The organism is Krasilnikovia sp. MM14-A1004 (assembly GCF_047159485.1).
In the GTDB taxonomy this organism is placed as follows: Bacteria; Actinomycetota; Actinomycetes; order Mycobacteriales; family Micromonosporaceae; genus Actinoplanes.
Genome location: NZ_AP038773.1, coordinates 87,098 through 104,931 on the forward strand (window position 1 = coordinate 87,098; position 17,834 = coordinate 104,931).

The 17,834-nt window shown below is 70.5% G+C and carries 18 protein-coding genes, 2 tRNA genes and 1 other RNA gene; 15 read left to right on the forward strand and 6 right to left on the reverse strand.

The features are described from left to right. Nucleotides 1-9: 9 nt before the first annotated feature. Together ACMCNN_RS00390 and ACMCNN_RS00395 are read right to left on the reverse strand one after the other, a co-directional pair. The gene (locus ACMCNN_RS00390; RefSeq protein WP_412744188.1) at nt 10-582 is read right to left on the reverse strand and encodes a DinB family protein; all 573 of its coding nucleotides are present in this window, start codon (nt 580-582) and stop codon (nt 10-12) included. Nucleotides 583-626: 44 nt separating this feature from the next. Further along, on the reverse strand, nt 627-1,613 hold the full coding sequence (locus ACMCNN_RS00395) for a prephenate dehydrogenase (protein WP_412744189.1): 987 nt from the start codon (nt 1,611-1,613) through the stop codon (nt 627-629). Between the two features lie 153 nt (nt 1,614-1,766). Here ACMCNN_RS00395 and ACMCNN_RS00400 point away from each other — a divergent pair, with 153 nt between their 5' ends. Beyond that, nucleotides 1,767-2,915, forward strand: a complete 1,149-nt coding sequence (locus ACMCNN_RS00400) for a hypothetical protein (RefSeq protein ID WP_412744190.1) — start codon at nt 1,767-1,769, stop codon at nt 2,913-2,915. Between the two features lie 67 nt (nt 2,916-2,982). Here ACMCNN_RS00400 and ACMCNN_RS00405 read toward each other — a convergent pair whose 3' ends face one another. Next, on the reverse strand, nt 2,983-3,726 hold the full coding sequence (locus tag ACMCNN_RS00405) for a M23 family metallopeptidase (RefSeq protein ID WP_412744191.1): 744 nt from the start codon (nt 3,724-3,726) through the stop codon (nt 2,983-2,985). Nucleotides 3,727-3,813: 87 nt separating this feature from the next. Between ACMCNN_RS00405 and ACMCNN_RS00410 the strand changes: the two genes are divergently transcribed. The 4 genes from ACMCNN_RS00410 (at nt 3,814) to tadA (ending at nt 5,605) form a co-directional block, all read left to right on the forward strand. Next, the gene (locus ACMCNN_RS00410) at nt 3,814-4,182 is read left to right on the forward strand and encodes a hypothetical protein (protein ID WP_412744192.1); all 369 of its coding nucleotides are present in this window, start codon (nt 3,814-3,816) and stop codon (nt 4,180-4,182) included. Between the two features lie 100 nt (nt 4,183-4,282). Beyond that, nucleotides 4,283-4,450: a hypothetical protein gene (locus ACMCNN_RS00415; RefSeq protein ID WP_412744193.1), complete on the forward strand. Its 168-nt coding sequence runs from the start codon at nt 4,283-4,285 to the stop codon at nt 4,448-4,450. Nucleotides 4,451-4,539: 89 nt separating this feature from the next. Next, nucleotides 4,540-5,061 carry a tRNA adenosine deaminase-associated protein gene (locus ACMCNN_RS00420; RefSeq protein ID WP_412744194.1) on the forward strand — a complete coding sequence of 174 codons (522 nt, stop codon included), beginning with the start codon at nt 4,540-4,542 and terminating at the stop codon, nt 5,059-5,061. An 88-nt stretch (nt 5,062-5,149) separates the two neighbouring features. Next, nucleotides 5,150-5,605 carry a tRNA adenosine(34) deaminase TadA gene (tadA, locus tag ACMCNN_RS00425; protein ID WP_412744195.1) on the forward strand — a complete coding sequence of 152 codons (456 nt, stop codon included), beginning with the start codon at nt 5,150-5,152 and terminating at the stop codon, nt 5,603-5,605. Between the two features lie 10 nt (nt 5,606-5,615). Here tadA and deoD read toward each other — a convergent pair whose 3' ends face one another. Next, nucleotides 5,616-6,332 (reverse strand): purine-nucleoside phosphorylase, encoded by a 717-nt coding sequence (gene deoD, locus ACMCNN_RS00430; RefSeq protein WP_412744196.1) that lies wholly within the window; start codon nt 6,330-6,332, stop codon nt 5,616-5,618. Nucleotides 6,333-6,452: 120 nt separating this feature from the next. On the opposite strand from deoD, the gene ACMCNN_RS00435 reads away from it, so the two are divergent. Both ACMCNN_RS00435 and ACMCNN_RS00440 read left to right on the forward strand, forming a co-directional pair. After that, a tRNA-Ser gene (locus ACMCNN_RS00435) sits at nt 6,453-6,542 on the forward strand. Between the two features lie 215 nt (nt 6,543-6,757). Then, on the forward strand, nt 6,758-9,922 hold the full coding sequence (locus ACMCNN_RS00440) for a TIM-barrel domain-containing protein (RefSeq protein ID WP_412744197.1): 3,165 nt from the start codon (nt 6,758-6,760) through the stop codon (nt 9,920-9,922). Between the two features lie 9 nt (nt 9,923-9,931). Here ACMCNN_RS00440 and ACMCNN_RS00445 read toward each other — a convergent pair whose 3' ends face one another. Beyond that, a complete protein-coding gene (locus ACMCNN_RS00445; protein WP_412744198.1) occupies nt 9,932-10,519 on the reverse strand; it encodes a DUF3558 family protein in 588 nt (195 codons plus the stop codon). Between the two features lie 87 nt (nt 10,520-10,606). Between ACMCNN_RS00445 and ACMCNN_RS00450 the strand changes: the two genes are divergently transcribed. The 7 genes from ACMCNN_RS00450 to ACMCNN_RS00480 all read left to right on the forward strand — a co-directional run bounded on the left by ACMCNN_RS00450 (nt 10,607) and on the right by ACMCNN_RS00480 (nt 17,191). Then, nucleotides 10,607-11,014, forward strand: coding sequence for a putative quinol monooxygenase (locus ACMCNN_RS00450; RefSeq protein WP_412744199.1), 408 nt, complete (start codon nt 10,607-10,609; stop codon nt 11,012-11,014). A 140-nt stretch (nt 11,015-11,154) separates the two neighbouring features. Beyond that, a complete protein-coding gene (locus ACMCNN_RS00455) occupies nt 11,155-13,527 on the forward strand; it encodes a hypothetical protein (protein WP_412744200.1) in 2,373 nt (790 codons plus the stop codon). A gap of 461 nt (nt 13,528-13,988) precedes the next feature. Continuing rightward, a complete protein-coding gene (locus ACMCNN_RS00460; protein WP_412744201.1) occupies nt 13,989-14,198 on the forward strand; it encodes a hypothetical protein in 210 nt (69 codons plus the stop codon). A 231-nt stretch (nt 14,199-14,429) separates the two neighbouring features. Beyond that, nucleotides 14,430-14,732 (forward strand): DUF6886 family protein, encoded by a 303-nt coding sequence (locus tag ACMCNN_RS00465; RefSeq protein WP_412744202.1) that lies wholly within the window; start codon nt 14,430-14,432, stop codon nt 14,730-14,732. Nucleotides 14,733-14,791: 59 nt separating this feature from the next. Beyond that, entirely contained in the window at nt 14,792-15,121 is a 330-nt protein-coding gene (locus ACMCNN_RS00470) for an STAS domain-containing protein (protein ID WP_412744203.1), read from the forward strand. A gap of 222 nt (nt 15,122-15,343) precedes the next feature. Next, a complete protein-coding gene (locus ACMCNN_RS00475; protein WP_412744204.1) occupies nt 15,344-16,120 on the forward strand; it encodes a DUF2786 domain-containing protein in 777 nt (258 codons plus the stop codon). 450 nt (nt 16,121-16,570) lie between these two features. After that, complete coding sequence (locus ACMCNN_RS00480; protein ID WP_412744205.1) at nt 16,571-17,191, forward strand: RICIN domain-containing protein; 621 nt, start codon at nt 16,571-16,573, stop codon at nt 17,189-17,191. A gap of 315 nt (nt 17,192-17,506) precedes the next feature. Here ACMCNN_RS00480 and ACMCNN_RS00485 read toward each other — a convergent pair. Continuing rightward, nucleotides 17,507-17,594, reverse strand: a tRNA-Ser gene (locus tag ACMCNN_RS00485). Nucleotides 17,595-17,674: 80 nt separating this feature from the next. On the opposite strand from ACMCNN_RS00485, the gene ffs reads away from it, so the two are divergent. Next, an RNA gene (gene ffs, locus ACMCNN_RS00490) (signal recognition particle sRNA small type) lies at nt 17,675-17,771 on the forward strand. Nucleotides 17,772-17,834: the final 63 nt, after the last annotated feature.

The window sequence follows — 17,834 nt, forward strand, 5'->3', positions numbered from 1 at the left end:
TGCGCGTTTTTACGAGGCTGGCTTCCAGGGCTTGAGCCAACTCGTCTCGGGCCAGCCCTCGGCCGCCGCCATCAGCGGATACGCCGTCGCCCCGTCGACGCTCTCCCGCACGATGTCCGCGTGTCCGGCGTGCCGCGCGGTCTCCTGGATGAGGTGCAGCAGCACCCAGCGCAGGGAGAAGACGTCGAGATCCGGGCGGTTCCACGGCACGGAGCGGTCGACCGGCACGGAGAAGCCGAGATCGCCGATCTCGTGGACGGTCTGCTCGGTGTGCGCGGCGGCGCGGTCGTAGCGGGCGAACACGTCGTCGATCGTCTCGCCGTCGGCGAGACGGAAGTCCGCCGCGTACTTCTGGAAGTCGATCGGGCGGGGCTCCTTGCGGATCGTGGCGATCCAGTTCTCCTCGGTGGAGGCGCAGTGCTTGACCAGGCCGCCGACGCTCAGGTCGCTCGCGGACGGAGTGGCCCGCAGCTGCTCGTCGGTGAGGCCGTACGCGGTGAGTCTCAGGACGTAACGCATCTGGGTGAGATACGCGAGCAGGCCCTCCTGCTCGGTGGCGATCGGACCGACCTGACCGGGCATGGCGCGATTCCTTTCGACTGCGGTCCTTAGCGGCGCCGCTCAGCCTAGGGGCGACCACCGACAGTTTCGGGTCGTACGGCCCGCAACACCCGGCGCTCGTCGTCCACCCCGGTCACCCAGCCGCCGGCCCGTCCGAGTTCGAGCAGGGCGTCGGCGTGCCAGGGCACCTCGACCGCCGTGCCCGTCGCCACGGGCCAGGCCGCTCGGGCGGCGCTGGCCGGGGCCAGCAGCGGGCGCAGCGCCGTGGCCGGGTCCGGCTCGTCCAGCGCGGCCCGCAGCTCGGCCAGCGTCTTCAGGACACCGTCGAGTGCGGTGCCGACCGCCGTGGCGTTGCCCCCGCACATGGCGGCGATGAGCTCCGGCCGGGTGGCGGCTACCCGGGTGCCGTCCCGGAACGAACCGGCGGCCAGCGCGGCGGCCAGCGGGTCACCCGCGACCGCGGTGGTCAGCGCCGCGGCCAGCAGGTGGGGGACGTGGCTGGCCGCGGCGACCGCGCGGTCGTGCTCGGCGGACGTGGCCGGCACCACCCGTGCCCCCAGCGCGGTGACCAGCCGGGCCAGGGTCAGCCAGTCCGGCAGGGCGGTCTCCCGCGGTTCCAGGCACAGAACCCAGGCGCAGCCGGTGAACAGGTCAGGGTCGGCGGCGGCGAAGCCGGAGGTCTCCTTGCCGGCCATCGGATGCCCACCGACGTACGCGGCGGTGGGCAGTTGCTGCCGGAGCAGCTCCCGGATCGGGCCCTTGACCGAGGTGACGTCCGTGACCAGGCCGTCGTACCCGGTCAGCTCGGTGAGGACCGGGGGCAGGGCGGGCAGCGGCACGGCGAGCGCCACCAGCTCGGCGTGCGCGATCGCGTCCCGCAGGCGGCCGGCCACCTGCCAGCGGGCCCGCGCGGGGGCCTGCGCCGCGGCGGTACGCGCGGTGCCACGGGTCGCCGGATCGGCGTCGAAGCCGACCACCGCGTGCCCGCCCGTGGCCAGTGCCTGCGCCAGCGAGCCACCGATGAGCCCGAGCCCGATCACCGCGACGTCCACGCGGGTGACTCTCCCACACCGGCAGGCCGGTGGGCCGTACGGACAGGTACGCATCCGCCGAACTCAGTGGAGGATTAATCCGTTTCGTCACTACATGACACTAATTCATTCAAACGCTCCTTTAGGAGACATTCATGCGGTTACGTTGATCCAGTGACTTACAGGGACAAATTCCTCAAACGGATCGCCGGAGTCGTGGCGCTCGGTGTGGTCCTCGCGGTCGCGCCGACCCCGGCTGTGGCGATCTCCTCCAACTCCCAGTCCGTACCCAGCTTCAACGGGACCGTCTGGGCGCTGGCCTACTCGGGCAGCACGCTGTACGTCGGTGGGGACTTCACCGCCGCGATCGTCAAGGGCAAGACGATCAAGCGGAACAAGCTGGCCGCCGTCAACGCGATCACCGGAGCCCTGCTGCCCTGGGCGCCCGCCGCCAACGGCCGGGTCAAGGCCATCGCCGTGAGCGGGTCCAGCGTGTACGTCGCCGGCAACTTCAACGCGATCAGCGGCCAGAAGCGGGACAGCCTCGCCCGGATCGACGGATCCAGCGGCGCGGTGTCGTCCACCTTCAAACACAGCATCAGCGGAGCCCCGTACGCGGCGGCCGCTGCCAACGGCCGGCTCTACCTCGGCGGCACGTTCAGCGCGATCGACGGGCAGTCCCGCGGGCGGCTGGCCGCCTTCAACCTCAGCACGGGCGCCCTCGACGGTGGCTGGCGGCCGAGCGTCGACGACCAGGTCGAGGCGATCACCGCCGCCGGCACCCGGGTGTACGTGGGTGGGCGCTTCCACCGGGTGAACGGCGCCTCCGGATACGACCGGCTGGTCGCCCTCGACCCGACCCGCGCGAGCATCGTGACCGGGTTCCGGCCGCGCCCGTCCGTCATCACGTACGGGATCGCGGTCACCTCCGCCGGGGTCTTCACCGCGCACGGCGGGCAGGGCGGGACGGTCAACGCGTACACGAGCAGCGGTGGGAAGCGCTGGACCGCCACGTTCGACGGTGACGGGCAGGCGGTGGTGGCTCTCGGCGGTGCGATCTACGTCGGCGGCCATTTCGACCACGCCTGCCGCACGTCGCGTACCGGGCCGCAGGGGACCTGCCTCGACGGGTCGTTGAACCGGGTCAAGCTCGCGGCGCTGTCCCCGTCCGACGGTCACCTGTTGAGCTGGACCGCGAACCTGAACGGCATCGAAGGGGTGCTCACCATGGCCGGGAGCGCGAGCCTCGGCCGGCTGGCCGCCGGTGGCGCCTTCACCACGGTCAACGGCGCGAACCAGAAGCGCCTGGCCCAGTTCGGCTGAGCCGCGGGGCCGGAAGCATTGCCGGAGCGGGGCCGCATCCCGGGCGAGGATGCGGCCCCCACAACCGTCAGGCCTTGCAGTGGTGCGTCCGGTTCCACGCCTTGACCGCGGCGACCGGGCTCTTCTGGCCCTTCTTGCGCCACGAGGTCAGGTAGGTGGCGGGCCAGACCACGCCGCGCCGGACCTTCCAGTCGCCCGTCTTCGCGCACGGCGGCGAAATGCCGTAGTGCAGGTGGCAGACGCCGCTGGAGTTGCCCGTCTTGCCGACCTTGCCGAGTTCCTGGCCCGCCTTCACGCGCACCCCCGGGCGGATGCCCGGCAGCACCTTGCTCAGGTGCGAGCCGTAGTAGCGCACACCGTCGTCGCCCTTGATCGACACGAACAGGCCGCCGTTGTAGGGCCCGTCGGGCGAGCCCTTCTTGAACCGGTCCTTGAGGCTGATCTCCAGCACGACGCCGCTCGTAGTGGCGACGACGGGCTTCCCGCACGCGGCGAAGATGTCCGTCGCCGGGTACTTCGCGTGGGTCTTGTGGAAGGCCACGTTCGACGCCTTGACCGGGAAGACGTACCGGACCTTCGCCGTGGCCGTCGCGGTCGCCGTGGGCTTGGGGGTCGCCGAGGGGCTCGCCGAGGTCACCGGCAGGACGGCCTCTTCAGCGGCCGGGACCGTCTCGGGGGCCGACGCCTTGGCGACGGTTGACGGCTCGACGAAGGCCGGGGTCGCGGCGGCTGAGCCGCCGACCCCGCCGGCGGAGCCGCATCCGGCGAGTGACAACACGGTGACCAGGAGAAATGTACGGCGTAAAGGCATCGCGCCATCCTGACAGAGGTCCGTCCGCGCCGCTGACCCCCGACTGCTGGATAGGGTGGCGGAAGTGCCGGAGTGGAGGAGGCGGATATGGCCGAACGGCAGGGGTCCTGGCCGGGGTCGGCCGTGCCGCAACCCTCCGGCCTCTTTCCGGGACTGCCCCGGCGGCCCGTCTACCGCGAGCCGCATCCGGTCGCCGCCGGCCCGGTGCTGGCCGGGATCGGCGCGACCGTGCTGTGGTTCGTCCTGTTCGGCAGCCTCGGCCGGGATCTGGTCAGCTACGCCTGGTGGACCGTGCTGGCCGCCGTCTCGGCGTGGGCCGTCGCGGCCGCGCTGGCCGTGCTCGGTGACCGGGGAGTCGCCGTCGGCGTCGCCGTGACCAGCGGGTTCGGGTTGTCCATCGCATCGACGTTCGTGGCGATCCGCTGGATCACCACGAACGACTGGCCGATGTGGTGACGGTCGCACCGATCCCGTCCGGGCTGACCGGACGTGCACCCATCGTGGCTCTGCGTACTTGGCCTTGACGAACCCTCCCACGGTCGGCAACCTCGGCTGCATGGCCCACGTACCGCAGCGGCTCGACCCGGATCGTCGCCGTCGTCGGCTCGAACTGTTGGCCGCTCTCGCCGACGCCAAGTCGGCCCGCGAGAGCGCCCGCCCGGAGCGCCTGCAGGGGGCGCGACTGCGCGAGCTGATCGCCGTTCGCCGTCGCCTCACGAACTGAGTTGTTCACCATTCGGGGCGTGGCGCCGTTGCCACGCCGCCGTTGCCGCTACCGTCAGGCGCTGAAGACGAAGTCGCGTGGGGGGAAACGTGTCGACTTTTGCTGCCGCCGTCGCCCGGGGCAAGAACGGTTGGACGGCGTCGGAGCTGGAACTGTCCGGCCTCGCCGACATCGACGAGGTGGCGGACCGCCTGCGTGATGTCGAACCGGACGCTGCGCTGTCGTTGTTGTTCGTCGAGGCCGACGACGAGTATCTGGTGATCCTGCGCCTCGACGAGGGCGAGGACCTGCGGGTGTTCGGGTCCGATTCGGCCTTCGCCGAGGAGTCCCGGGTCGGTGCGCTGCTGCTCGGCGACATCGAGGCCCCGGCCTTGGAGATCGACGAGCTGGCCGCGCCGGCTCCGAGCGACGACGACGAGTCCGACCAGCCCGCCGTCGACCCCGACGCGGACCCGGTGGGCGACGCCGAGCTCATCGCCGATCTGGGCATCAGCGCGCACAAGCTGCTGTCCCTGTGCGGTCTGGAGGGCATGCTCCCCTCCGACGTGACCGCCGAGATCTGCCAGCGGCTGGGCTGCGGCGACGAGGTCGAGGAACTGCGCGAGGCGTGAGCGAGCGCACGCGGGGCTTGCACAGCGTGAGCGAGCGCAGCGTGAGCGAGCGCAGCGAGGGCCACGAGCGCACGCTGGCCGGCGCGGCGTGAGCCTGGCGGCGCGGCCGGAGCACGAGGTGTGGATGCGTCGCGCCCTGGACGTAGCCGCGGCGTCGCCCGCGGACGTGCCCGTCGGCGCCGTGCTCTACGACGCCGACGGGCGCGAGTTGGCGGCGGCGGGCAACGAGCGGGAGGCCACCGGCGACCCCACCGCGCACGCCGAGATCCTCGCGTTGCGCCGGGCGGCGGCCCGGACCGGCGAATGGCGGCTGGAGGGCAGCACCCTGGTGGTCACGCTGGAGCCGTGCACGATGTGCGCCGGTGCGCTCGTGCTGGCCCGGGTGTCCACCCTGGTCTTCGGCGCCTGGGAGCCGAAGACCGGCGCGGTGGGCTCACTGTGGGACGTGGTGCGCGACCGCCGCCTCAACCACCGCCCCGACGTGTACGCCGGGGTGCTGGAACAGGAGTGCGGCGCCCTGCTGCGGGACTTCTTCCGCCCCTGATCCGCAGGGGTCAGGCCGCGCCGGCGATCGCGGTGTCCAGTCCGATCTGCACCATGTTCTCGAAGCCCTGCTCGCGTTCCGCCGGGGTCATCCGCTCCTCGCGCGTGATGTGGTCGCTGACCGTGAGGATCGTGAGGGCGCGGGCGCCGTACCGGGCGGCGGTCGTGTAGATGGCCGCGGACTCCATCTCCACCGCCAGTACGCCGTAGTCGGCGAGCCGGCCGTAGAGGTCGGGACGGTCGGAGTAGAACGCGTCGGCCGCCAGGATCGGGCCCACCCGCAGCGGCACGTTACGGCCCTCGGCCACCTCCACCGCCGTCCGCAGCAGCCCGAAGTCCGCGACGGGGGCGTAGTCGACCAGCCCGTCGAACCGGACCCGGTTCATGTTCGAGTCGGTGGCCGAGCCGATCGCGGCGACGACGTCACCGAGATTCAGGCTGTCGACGATCGCTCCGCAGGAGCCGATCCGGATCACGGAGCGGACCCCGTACTCGTTGATCAGCTCGTGGGTGTAGATCGACGCCGACGGCATCCCCATGCCGGTCCCCTGCACCGACACGGGCACTCCCCGCCACGTCCCGGTGAAGCCCAGCATCCCGCGGACCTGCGTGTAGCAGACCGGGTCCTTCAGATAGGTCTCGGCGATCCACTTCGCCCGCATCGGGTCCCCGGGGAGCAGGACCCGCTCGACGATGTCGCCCGGCTGCGCGCCGATGTGCACACTCATGACCCCGATCCTGCCAGGCGCGGTCGCGCCGGACGGGGCTGGCCACCCGGAACATCGAGGTCACGGCACACCGGGCAACCCGGCGGCGGAGCGAGCGAGGGGTCGGGTAACCTACTTCGCGGTGGTGTGTCCGAGCGGCCTAAGGAGCACGCCTCGAAAGCGTGTGAGGGTGCAAGCCCTCCAAGGGTTCAAATCCCTTCACCACCGCCAGCTTGCAGAGCAGACGCCCGGCGACTCCCCGTGAGACGCCGGGCGTTTCCGCGTCCCGCCCCGGTCGGTCCGCCCCGCGGGGGCCGAAGCGCTAGGTGTCTGAGTTACTTCCTGAGGTGAAATAAGTGCGTTGACATTGATGAACGTCGCTGGAAACGTGCGTCGGGAGTGACTGGCCGGTGCGGGGTCGCCCCGCCGCAGACTGGAGGAACTCGATGCGCGTCGGCGTCCTGTCCAGGCACCTCGCCGCCATCACGGCGGCCCTGACGGTGGTGGCCCTGCTCAGCGGTCCGGCACCGGCCGACGCCGCGGGCACCGACTCCGTGGTGATCTCCGGGCAGGCGCGCTTCGAGGTGCTGTCCCCGACGCTGATCCGCACCGAGTACGCCGGGGACTCCCGCTTCGTGGACGCCGCCACCTTCAACGTCGTGAACCGCCCGGGCGCCCGGCAACGCGCGCAGATCCGCAGCGGGACGAAGGACGACTGGCTGACCATCGACACCGGTGCCGTCACGCTGCGCTACAAGGTGGGGTCCGGGTCGTTCGGTGCCGACAACCTGACGGTCCAGTTCACCGCCGGCCGGCAGGCCGTCCAGGCCGCGCCGTGGGCCGACCACGCCCCGCCGGCCTGCGTCCCTGCGGCCTTGTGCGAGGCCGAGTCCGGACAGTTGCAGGGTGTCGCCGTCGCCCGCGACCACGGCGGCTACACGGGCCGGGGCTTCGCCGCCGGGTTCGAGGCGACGGGTGACGCGACGACCTTCGCGGTGACCGTTCCCGAGGCCGGGACCTACCGGTACGCCGCCCGGTACGCGAACTTCGTCGGCGGTGACGGGCAGAACACCACCCGCCGTCTCACGGTCGCCGTCGACGGGACCGCCGGCCCACAGCTCACGCTGCCCAGCACCGGGTCCTGGGACACGTGGGCGCTCGCCGAGGCACCGCTCACCCTGGCCGCCGGCCGACACGAGATCGCGCTGCGGCGCGACCCGGCCGACTCCGGCCACGTCAACGTCGACAGTGCCGCGGTGCTCCGGCCCGGCGAGGCGTACCCGCAACCCGCCCCGCCGCAGGCCGTACCGTGCGCATTCGGTTCGCTCTGCGAGGCGGACGGCGGCGCGCTGGCGGGCGGCGCGAAGTCGGCCGCCGACCACAACGGCTACTCGGGCGATGGCTTCCTCGCCGGCCTGGAGCGGGCCGGCGCGTCGGACACGCTCACGGTGACCGGAGTCCCGGCGGCCGGCACGTACCGGCTGCAGCTGCGCTATGCCAACAGTCGCGCCGGACAGCAGCCGGTCCGGGCCCGCGACGTGACGGTCCGGATCGGCGGCACCGCGCCCGTGACCACCACGCTCGCGCCGACCAGCGGCTGGGACTACTGGCGCACCGTGGCGGTACCCGTCACGCTGGCCGCGGGCACCAACACCGTGCAGCTGGGCTGCCCCACCGACGACAGCTGCAACATCAACATCGACACGGTGGCCGTCACCCCGGCAACCGCCCCGCTGCTCGCCCCGCACGCGCCGCTGGGCGGGTACCGCCGCTCGCTCGACGGCGTCGACGGCTCCGCCGCCACCGCACCCGGCATCCTCTACGCGGACGGCTGGTCGCTGCTCGACGACACCGCGTCGGCGCTGTTCGACCCGGGCACGCGTACCGTCACGCAGCGCGCCGCCCACCCCGGCGGCTACCAGGACGGGTACGTCTTCGCGTACGGCCAGGACTACGCCCGGGCGCTGCGCGAACTCGGCGCCCTCACCGGCCCCACCGCGTTGCTGCCCCGCTGGGCGTACGGCGTGTGGTACTCGGAGTACTACGACCACAGCGCGGCCGACTTCCGGCAGACGATCGTGCCGCGGTTCCGCGCCGAGGGCGTCCCCCTCGACGTCCTCGTCGTCGACACCGACTTCAAGGCGGGCGACAAGTGGAACGGCTGGGACATCGACCGGGCCAGGTTCCCCGACCCGGCGGGCTTCTTCGACTGGGCGCATGCAGAGGGCCTGCACACCAGCCTGAACATCCACCCGAGCATCCGCGGCGCCGACCCGAGGTTCGCCGCCGCTCAGGCGACCGCGAAGGGCAAGCTCCAGCGCACCGGCTGCAACAGCGGCCCCGACTGCTACGTCTTCGACTGGGCCGATCCGGATCAGCTCGCCGCCTACCTCGGCCTGCACCGGTCCATGGCGCCGTCGGGTGTGGACTTCTGGTGGCTCGACTGGTGTTGCGACGCCAGCCGCTCCTCGCTGCCGGGCGTCACCCCCGACGCCTGGATCAACCAGCAGTACGCCACCGAGAACGGCTTCGCGTTCTCCCGCGCCTACGGTTCGCTGCAGGCGGGCGGGTACAGCAGCCCGACCACGGTGCCGACCGGCCCGTGGGCCGACAAGCGCACCACCCTGCACTTCACCGGCGACACGATTTCCGACTGGGAGACCCTGCGGTTCGAAGTCGGCTACACGCCCGGCGAGTCCGCGGCGACGGGCCTGGCGGCCGTCAGCCACGACATCGGCGGTCACACGTACGGGCTGCAGGAGCCCGGCTCCGAACCCGGCAGCACGAAGTTGCCCGACGACCTGTACGCGCGCTGGGTCCAGCTCGGCACGTTCCAGCCCGTCGACCGCCTCCACTCCAACCACAGCGACCGCCTGCCCTGGCAGTACGGCCCCGCCGCGAAGGCATCGGCCGTGAAGTTCCTGCGCCTGCGCGAGCAGCTGCTGCCGTACACGTACAGCGCCGCCGCCGAGGCGAACCGGACCGGGATGCCCGTGACGCGGCCGATGTATCTGGCCTACCCCGACCAGCAGGAGGCGTACGCGAGCGCCGGAGCCCAGTACATGTACGGCGCGGACCTGCTGGTGGCGCCCGCCACCGAGCCGGGTGCCGGAACCACCACGCCGGTGTGGTTCCCGCCGGGCAGCACCTGGACCGACTACTTCACCGGTACGACGTACCAGGGCGGCACGACGCAGCAGGTCACCACCACGCTGGACACGATGCCGGTGTTCCAGCGTTCCGGCGGCATCGTGACGACCCGCACCGGCGACGCGCAAACGACGGTCTCGGTGGCCGTGGGCGCGAACGGCCGGACCACCCTCTACGAGGACGACGGAACCGTTCACGCCGCCCACGCCACGACGGAGCTGACCTATCGCGAGTCGCGCGGCCTGCACACCGTCCGTGTCGCGCCGGTCCGGGGTCGCTACGCCGGTCGGCCGGGCACGCGGGAGTGGACGGTCGTGTTCACGGGCGCCGCTGCCCCGCAGACCGTTCAGGTGAACGGCAGGGCGCTGTCCCGAGCGGGCTGGTCGTATGCCGCCGGCACCCTCACGGTCCGGACGGGCGCCCACCCGACACGCCAGCCGTGCACGGTCACCTTCGAATAGGTCCGGACGCTACATGCGTCCGACCACCTGCCGGGCGAGGGTTGTCACCCGGGCCACGTCGGCCTCGGGCGTCACTGCCCGGTCCTTGATGTACTGGACCGCGACCTTCACGAGCTTGTCGTCGACGCGCACGTACACGTGCGTCTCCCCGCGGTGGTAGTACGAGTACGCCTTCCTGCCCAGGCCGGGGATGTCCTTGGCCTCCTTGAACGCCTTCCGGAGCTGGGCGTACTCCGTGTCGGCCCCGTTCGACGGGGTCCCGACCTGCAGGAACACCCAGGGGTCGCCCGCGACGGTCTTCCACTGGCAGAACCGGCTGGCGCCGACGCTGCTGGGTTCGGCGTCACCGACCGGCCCGCCGAACAGTGTCTCCACGTCGGCTCGGGTCAGTAGCCCGCAGGCGTAGCCCTCGTCGTCGAAGCCGACCTTCGCCGGGTCGGCTGCCTTCTCGGCCGTCGGCTCGGCATTCGCGCCGGCGCCGGGAGGCGGCGCGGCGGCCACGGGCGTCTTTGCGTCCGTGTCCGACGTCCCGCATCCGCCGAGCGCGAACGCCGCGGCGGCCACTGCGCCCATCAGGCGGACCCTCGTGCTGTTCATGGCTCTCCCCTCCGGGTCGATCGTCGATCGACGATTTTGTCAGCGGGGTCAAGCCCGGTGGGGGCGTCGCTGACCAGGTCAGGGCACGTGCGTCCGCCGAAATCGGCCGCCCGAGCGCAGGTCACCGGCGTGCCGGTGCTTTCCGTCGCGTACGGTGCGACGGTGGGTGAACGAGCGGTTGCGGGTGGATTCGGCCTGATCGTGCGCTTCCGGCTGCGCGATCGGGAGGCTGCGGCGTCCTTCGACGCGCTGGTCGCGCGAACGCTGCCGGAGATCGCGCGCCACGAGCCGGGCACGCTCGCGTACGTGGTGCATGCCGTGCCGGACGAGCCGCTGCTCCGCGTCTTCTACGAGCTGTACGCCGACCGCGCCGCCTTCGACGCGCACGAACAGCAACCGCACACTCAACGCTTCCTAACCCAGCGTGAGGATTACCTGGCGGGGTTCGAGGTCACTTTCCTGCGTGGCGAGGCGGGATTCCTGCCAGGTGTGTGATCGGTCACATCACGATTAGTGTTGAGCACTGATTGACGTTCAGTCACCCCGGTGGTCCGTTCGGCGGAGGCGGGCCTGGTGGGCAACTCATACGGTTGCACCCGATTCGCACCCCACCCGCAATCGTGACCGGAGCCTCGATGCGCCTGTTCCACCCCTCCCGAGCACGCCGTGCCGCGGCCGTTCTCGCCGCCACCGCGGCCCTGCCGACCGCCCTGACCGTGACGGCCACCCCCGCCGTCGCCGCGGCTCTCGGCGCACCGGCGTACTCGCTGGTCTCGACCGGGAGCCCGGCGCCGCTGCGCGCCGACGGCTGCGCCGCGGACCCGACCTGTGTGCTCGCTCCGGCGCCCCGCGGCGGCGCGCTCGACGACTACGCGGCCCTGAAGCAGGCGGTGGACACCGCGGCCACCCGCGTACGCGCGGCCGTCGTGGCGGCCGACGGCACGGTGGTCACCCCGCCGACCACCGCCACCGTGCTCCTGGCCGCCGGCACGTACCGCCTCACCAACGGTCTGAAGCTGCCCCCGAACGTGAACCTGCGCGGCAGCGGCATCGCCACCACCAGCCTGGTCGCCGACCCGACGGTGAACTGGAAGAACTTCAACTACGGCTTCCTCGTGCGGCACAACGACAAGAAGGAGGCCGGCAGCACGAACCTGGTCTCCGACCTGACCGTGAACGGCAACTGCCGTACCGGCGCGGGCGCCCCGGAACCGGCCGACCTGCCCGGCCGCCCCGGCCAGATGTGCGACTTCCGCGCCGCGCTGGGCACGAGCGACAGCACGGCCGGAGGCGTCTCGGTCGGCGACCGCTGGACCGTACGCCAGGTGCGTTTCACCAACTTCGAGTACTTCAAGCTGTGGGTCAGCGCGACCACCGGCGTGCGTATCGTCGACAACCGGTTCGACAATTGGGGCGGCGCGGAGTCCGACGGCGAGGACAACATCGGTGGCGGCGGCCGCAACGACGACACCGTGATCGAACGCAACCAGTTCGACGCGACCATCCGCGGCAACAGCTTCGACTTCACCAACGCGATCCGCACCACCGTGCGCGACAACATCGTGCACACGACCCCCACGGTCGCGGCGGCCCGCAAGGAGAACGAGTACGGCAACATGTACTTCGAGGGCGTCGCGTCCCCCACGGCGACCGGCAACACCCTCGAGGGCGCGCACATCACGCTCACCTCGAACGCCAACTACGCGCACAGCGGGCCCAACAAGGACATCACCAACCCGCGCGACGCGGTCATCACCGGCAACCGCATCCTCGGCTCGGCGACGGTCGGTGTGCTGGTCAAGTACGACGACTACAACGACGCCGACAACACGCCGGGCAACATCGGCGGTTGGAACGACGCCAGCACGGACCCGGCCGACCACGTCGTGCGGATCGGCGGCAACAACGTCATCCGCGACAACGTCATCGAGCGGCCCGCCCTGTCGGGTGTCCTCGTCTTCGGCCTGGCCCGGGACAAGGACGCCCCCGACACCATCGTCGGCAACCGCATCGTCGACGCCGGCTTCGGCGGCGCCACGACCTACAACACCGGCGGCGGCTGGTTCGACACCGCGGGCATCGGCCTCGGCGTCGGCCGCAACGACTCCGTGTACGGCAACACGATCGTCGACGACCAGGCCATCCACACCACCTGGTACGGCCTGCAGCTCGGCCCGCGCAAGTCGACCACCGCCAGCACGCCGACCGGCACCGTGCTCACCGGCCCGGACGGCACCGGCAACACCACCGAAGGCATCATCGCGGCGCCGGTGCGCTTCGGCGCTCTCGCACCCGAGGCACCCGTCAACGCCACGGTCGGCCCGAACGGCCTGACCTGGGACGAGCCGTACGCGACCACCAACCCGATCGCCGGTTTCCGGGTGTACCGCGACGGCGCCCAGGTCGCGGACCTGCCCGTGGGCAGCGCGACGATCCCCGGCAACCTGCTCGACGCGGACGCGGCCAGCCTGGAGAACCCGGCGGCGGGCACGGCCGGCTGGACCGCCGGCACCGCGTCGAAGGTGACGCGTACGGATATCGCGGGCGCGGTGGGTGGTGCCTCGCTGGCGCTGACCGCCACGGGCAACGGCCAGATCAGCGCCTACAGCCGCAAGCTGCCGGCGACGGTCGGCACGACGTACACGTCTGTGGCGTCTTTCCAGGCCGACAGCGTCGGCCGCAAGGTCCGCGCGGGCCTAGCCTTCATCGACGGCAGTGGGAAGGTCTCGCGCCTGGGCACACAGACCATGCCCACGGTGGACCCGGCGACCGGCTGGCTGACCAGCTCGTATTCCGCCGTCGCACCGCCCGGGACGGTCTGGGTCCAGTCGCTGCTGATGGTCGAGAACGCGGCCACCGGCGAGACGCACCTGCTGGACCGCCTCGGCCTGGTGACCGGCACGGCGACCGAGCAGTGGACGGACCCGGCAGGCACCACCGGCCGTTACCAGTTGGTCGCTTATCGCGCCGACGGCGGCGAGAATTCGGCCGCCGTCGCCATCGGCTGACCGCTTTCCGACCATTCTCATCCTGGCGGGACGGACTCAAGAACGCCTCATGCCCGGCTCCGGAGAGACGCAGAGTCTCCGGGGCCGGGTGTGCTTTTTGGGCGTGCTTTTGGGTGTGCCACGAGATTCGTCGCTGATCACGCTCTGTGCGAAAACTTCCCGGCCGCGCTGAGCGCCGCCGACCGGGCCGTGCACCCGTTCGGGGACCGTCCGACATGATCCAATAGCTGATCAGGCGCCGTACGCGTGTCGTACCCGTTACGTCGCGACGGAGTCGATCTCTGCGAGCTGCTTCGATTACTCAGAGTGTCCATGAGTGAACTGCCCTGAACATGGGGCTCACGCGCAAGTCACACCGGCCAAAACCACCGGATCGGACAACCCAGCTTCGACCGGGCAGCGAGGAAGTTTCACAAGTTCGCCTGGTCACACACGTCAATGTCTCCCCTAGGGTTGACCAGGTGAGAGTTGAGCAGCACTGGTGGAATGGCGACAACCGGCTCGCGCGCCGGGATGTCTACGTCCGCACCGATGGCGAGACCTGGGAGGTCGAGGCCCAGATGGGCGGCCCCTCCGGCAAGTCCAAGGTGCAGCAGTGTCCGGGACGGGCATCCGCCCTGATCCTGGCCGACGCGTGGCGTGGTCCGCGCTGGAAGTGGCGCCAGCTGTAGAGCGCCGATAACCCGGCTGCGCCGCAACGCTTCAACCTTCACGGCACAGCCGAACGTCATCGGGCCGGATCCCCTCTCGGGGTCCGGCCCGATCACTTTCCCGGCCTCCACGGTGGGTGCTAGAACGAACGATGCGCCCGGAACCGGGAGAGGTCCTGCACTTCTCCGAGAACCCGTCGATCACCCACTTCGCGCCGCGTCCACGCCATCGAGTACGGCTGGCTGGCCCGCATGCAACAGGTCCGGCTGTACGCGTACCGGCTGCCCGCGGCGCCGTTTCGTCCCTTCGGGCAGCCACGCCCACACGCGATGGTCGCGGTGGAACCGGTCGCGCCGCTCGGCCCCGCCGAACCGGTCGGTGACCTCCTGGCCCTGCACGCGAGCGCCGGCATCCAGCTGCGCCTGCTCACCAACCTGTGGGGCTTCATGGACGCGGTGGCCACCAGCACGCTCGACTTCAGCGGCATCCGGCTGCGTAATGCCACACCTCGTCCGGAGACAGGACGGACCGGCTGTGCGCCGATGCAATCGTGATCTGGCCTAGCCTCTGAATCCAGAGAACCGGGACGAAAGTGACTTTCATGCAGGCCACAGTGACTGATCATCGCTCTGACGTCGCCGTGCTGCGCCTGACCGGCGAGCTCGACGCCGACACCGCCCCCACCCTGCGCGCCAAGCTCACCGAGCTGCTCGAGCGGCCGGTTCCCCGCATCGTCGTCGACCTCACCGACCTCAAGTTCTGCGACTCCATCGGCCTGAGCGCGTTCATCATCAGCAAAGAGGTGATCACCGCGCGCGGCGGCTGGATGAGCTTTGCCGGGGCGAACCCGTTCCTGGTCAGGCTGATGGAGACTGTGGGACTGAGCCGGTACTTCGCGATCTTCCCCGAGGTCGAGGACGCCATCGCGGCGGGCCAGCTGTAGCGGGATCACGCCGGCGCGCACGTCAACCCGGAACCCTTTCAGGTTCCGGGTCGCCAACCTCACGCCGATCAACTCGGTGAAGCTCGTACCGTCGCTGTAGGACGGACCCGCACAGGGCCGGATCCACCATGGGTCCGGCCCTGTGCCATGTCCGCCCGAGGACGATCGAACGGCCCGGCGGGCGTCGGGGAGAATGCGTGAGCCGCGCCCGAAGGAGTACCGATGACCGCCGACACCACGATGCCCGGTCCGCCCGGCCCGGATCCGGGGATGCTCGACAAGGTCCGCAAGCTGCTGGCCAAAGCCGAGGACGAGGCGTGCACCCCGGCCGAGGCGGAGGCGTTCACCGCCAAGGCCGCCGCCCTCATCGCCAAGTACGGCATCGACCAGGCCCTCCTGGCCGACGTCGTCCCCAGCGCCGACGTGGTGGGGGACAGGGTGATCGCCATGGACGCCCCGTACGCGCGGGACAAGGCCGGCCTGCTCGCCGGGATCGCCCACGCCCTGCGCTGCAGGACCGTCCGGCGTACCCAGCACACCCCCGGCGACGGCAAGCTGATCTCGATGCACCTGTTCGGGTTCGGTGCCGACCTCGACCGGGTCGAGCTGCTGTACACGTCGCTGCTGGTGCAGGCCGCGCACGCGCTCGCCGCCGCATACGTGCCGTGGGGCGAGCACCCCGCCACCTACCGCCGGTCCTGGTACGCCGGGTACGCCACGGCGATCCACCGCCGGCTGCGGGAGGCCGAGGCTCGCGCCGAAGCCGACGCGGAACACGCCCACACCGCGGCGCGGCACAGCGGGCGGTCGGTCGCCCTCGTGTTGGCGGACCGGAGTGCGCTGGTGGACCGGGCGCAGGCCGCCGCGTACCCGAAGCTGACCGCGGGGCGCGCCCGCCGGTTGTCCGGGTCCGGGGACCGGGACGGCTACGCCGCCGGGCAGCGCGCCGACCTCGGCACCACCCGGATCGGCCGTGCCCGGCGCAAGGCGGTCTGGTGACGGATCGCCACTTGCCTCGCTTGTGGGGGCGCGGGCGGGTCACGTCGATCGCGGCGTGACGGCGTGCTGACTACAGCGACAGGTAGTGCCGGCCGGTTTCCTCGCAGCGCTGCCAGCCGGACGTCGTGGAGCCGTTGAAGTAGAGGTCGATGAAGCCGTGGGAACATCGGCGATCCGGGACATGATCTTCGCGCGGTTACCCCACGATCATCGATTCGTTGATTCTCGCAGAATCGTGGTCGACGGTGGGGCACCGGCGCCGCTCGAAACGTCCGCATGTGCGCACACCCGGGAAATCACCAGAAGGCCGCGTTCTTGTTATGTACCCACCGGAAACGGCGCGACTGGCCCACAGCCGGCTATCCGGTCATATCTCGACTTCTTGAAAGCCGCTGGGTTGTCATCCGACAGTCCTTCATGTTCTATGTCGCTGCTAGCGAACGGCGAACCATGGAGACCGACGTGCAAATCCGTACCCGTATACGTTCCGTTGCGGCGGCCGCACTGGCCGCAACGCTCTCAGTTGTGGGCTTTGGTGGCGTGCCAGCCCGGGCGGCGTACCCCACCACTGGCCCATGGGTTATCCAGACCAAGATGGACGATTTGCACTATAACCCGAGCGCCCTCCATGGCCAGGTCCCACGCTGCGTGGAGGTAGCGGGCGCGACAATGCGGGACGGCGGCCAGGCTCAGATGTACACCTGCCAGTTGGCTCAGGACAAGCCGACAAATCAGTACTGGGACTTCGAGTTTATCGATAGCGACACTGTTATCCTTCACAACGAGCACAGCACCAAATGCCTGAATGTGGCGAGCGCTTCCATGGTCAACGGCGCGAAGGTAATCCAGTACACGTGTGCGGATCTCGCCATGAACGAGCGGTGGGATCTGACCCGTATGGACCAGAACTATTACGGAAAAGATTACTACGTGCTGAAGAACGTCCATAGCGGATTGTGCTTGAATGTCGCGAGCAATTCCGAGCTCGACGGGGCGGACCTGATCCAGTACGACTCCTGCAAATACCCCTCAGGGAACAGCCTCTTCACCTGGCATCGTCCGACCTTCTGAGGGCCAAGACGCTCCGGCACGAAACGGCAACGCCGGATGGAACGGCCCGCTCGCACAGGAATGGCCTGCCGCCCCCGGCAGGCCATTTCGGCGTGTCGATGACCAGGGCGCGGCGACGGAAGTGGGCGACGTAGCGGAACTGACGACGCAGGAGGGCTGCTCTGGGCTGTGGCGTCGTTAGCTCTGGAGTCGTTCCGCTGAGTTGGTGCGGGCCATGACGGGTCCCCGAGGCCCGGGACGGGCCGAACCTGGGACGGAACGACGAAGGGCCGGTCCCCGTCAGGGTCCGGCCCTCAGCGTTTCGCCTGGTCAGCGTGGCGGAGGATACGAGATTCGAACTCGTGAGGGTGTTAACCCAACACGCTTTCCAAGCGTGCGCCCTAGGCCTCTAGGCGAATCCTCCGTCGCACAGGATACAGAACCGTACGGGCCCGCTTGCGCCACCACCCTGGGTCCCACCTCCGGGCGTTGGGTACGCTGATGGGCAGCCCCTCGTGCGGCGTGCATCTCGTGAACCTCCCCAGGGCCGGAAGGCAGCAAGGATAAGCGGGCTCTGGCGGGTGCACGGGGGGTCTCTTCATCTCCCGCGCCCTGCTCACGGGCCTCCCGGTGACGCGTCCCGGGTCACCCTGGCGGGACGCCG

What these genes read in the sequence shown, in the direction of transcription:
- ACMCNN_RS00410 (WP_412744192.1), top strand. Translation starts at nt 3,814, where the DNA reads ATGGCCGAACGGCAGGGGTCCTGGCCGGGGTCGGCCGTGCCGCAACCC.
- ACMCNN_RS00480 (WP_412744205.1), top strand. Translation starts at nt 16,571, where the DNA reads ATGGAGACCGACGTGCAAATCCGTACCCGTATACGTTCCGTTGCGGCG.
- ACMCNN_RS00465 (WP_412744202.1), top strand. Translation starts at nt 14,430, where the DNA reads ATGCAACAGGTCCGGCTGTACGCGTACCGGCTGCCCGCGGCGCCGTTT.
- ACMCNN_RS00445 (WP_412744198.1), bottom strand. Translation starts at nt 10,519, where the DNA reads ATGAACAGCACGAGGGTCCGCCTGATGGGCGCAGTGGCCGCCGCGGCG.
- ACMCNN_RS00440 (WP_412744197.1), top strand. Translation starts at nt 6,758, where the DNA reads ATGCGCGTCGGCGTCCTGTCCAGGCACCTCGCCGCCATCACGGCGGCC.
- ACMCNN_RS00475 (WP_412744204.1), top strand. Translation starts at nt 15,344, where the DNA reads ATGACCGCCGACACCACGATGCCCGGTCCGCCCGGCCCGGATCCGGGG.
- ACMCNN_RS00405 (WP_412744191.1), bottom strand. Translation starts at nt 3,726, where the DNA reads ATGCCTTTACGCCGTACATTTCTCCTGGTCACCGTGTTGTCACTCGCC.
- ACMCNN_RS00455 (WP_412744200.1), top strand. Translation starts at nt 11,155, where the DNA reads ATGCGCCTGTTCCACCCCTCCCGAGCACGCCGTGCCGCGGCCGTTCTC.
- ACMCNN_RS00390 (WP_412744188.1), bottom strand. Translation starts at nt 582, where the DNA reads ATGCCCGGTCAGGTCGGTCCGATCGCCACCGAGCAGGAGGGCCTGCTC.
- deoD (WP_412744196.1), bottom strand. Translation starts at nt 6,332, where the DNA reads ATGAGTGTGCACATCGGCGCGCAGCCGGGCGACATCGTCGAGCGGGTC.
- ACMCNN_RS00415 (WP_412744193.1), top strand. Translation starts at nt 4,283, where the DNA reads ATGGCCCACGTACCGCAGCGGCTCGACCCGGATCGTCGCCGTCGTCGG.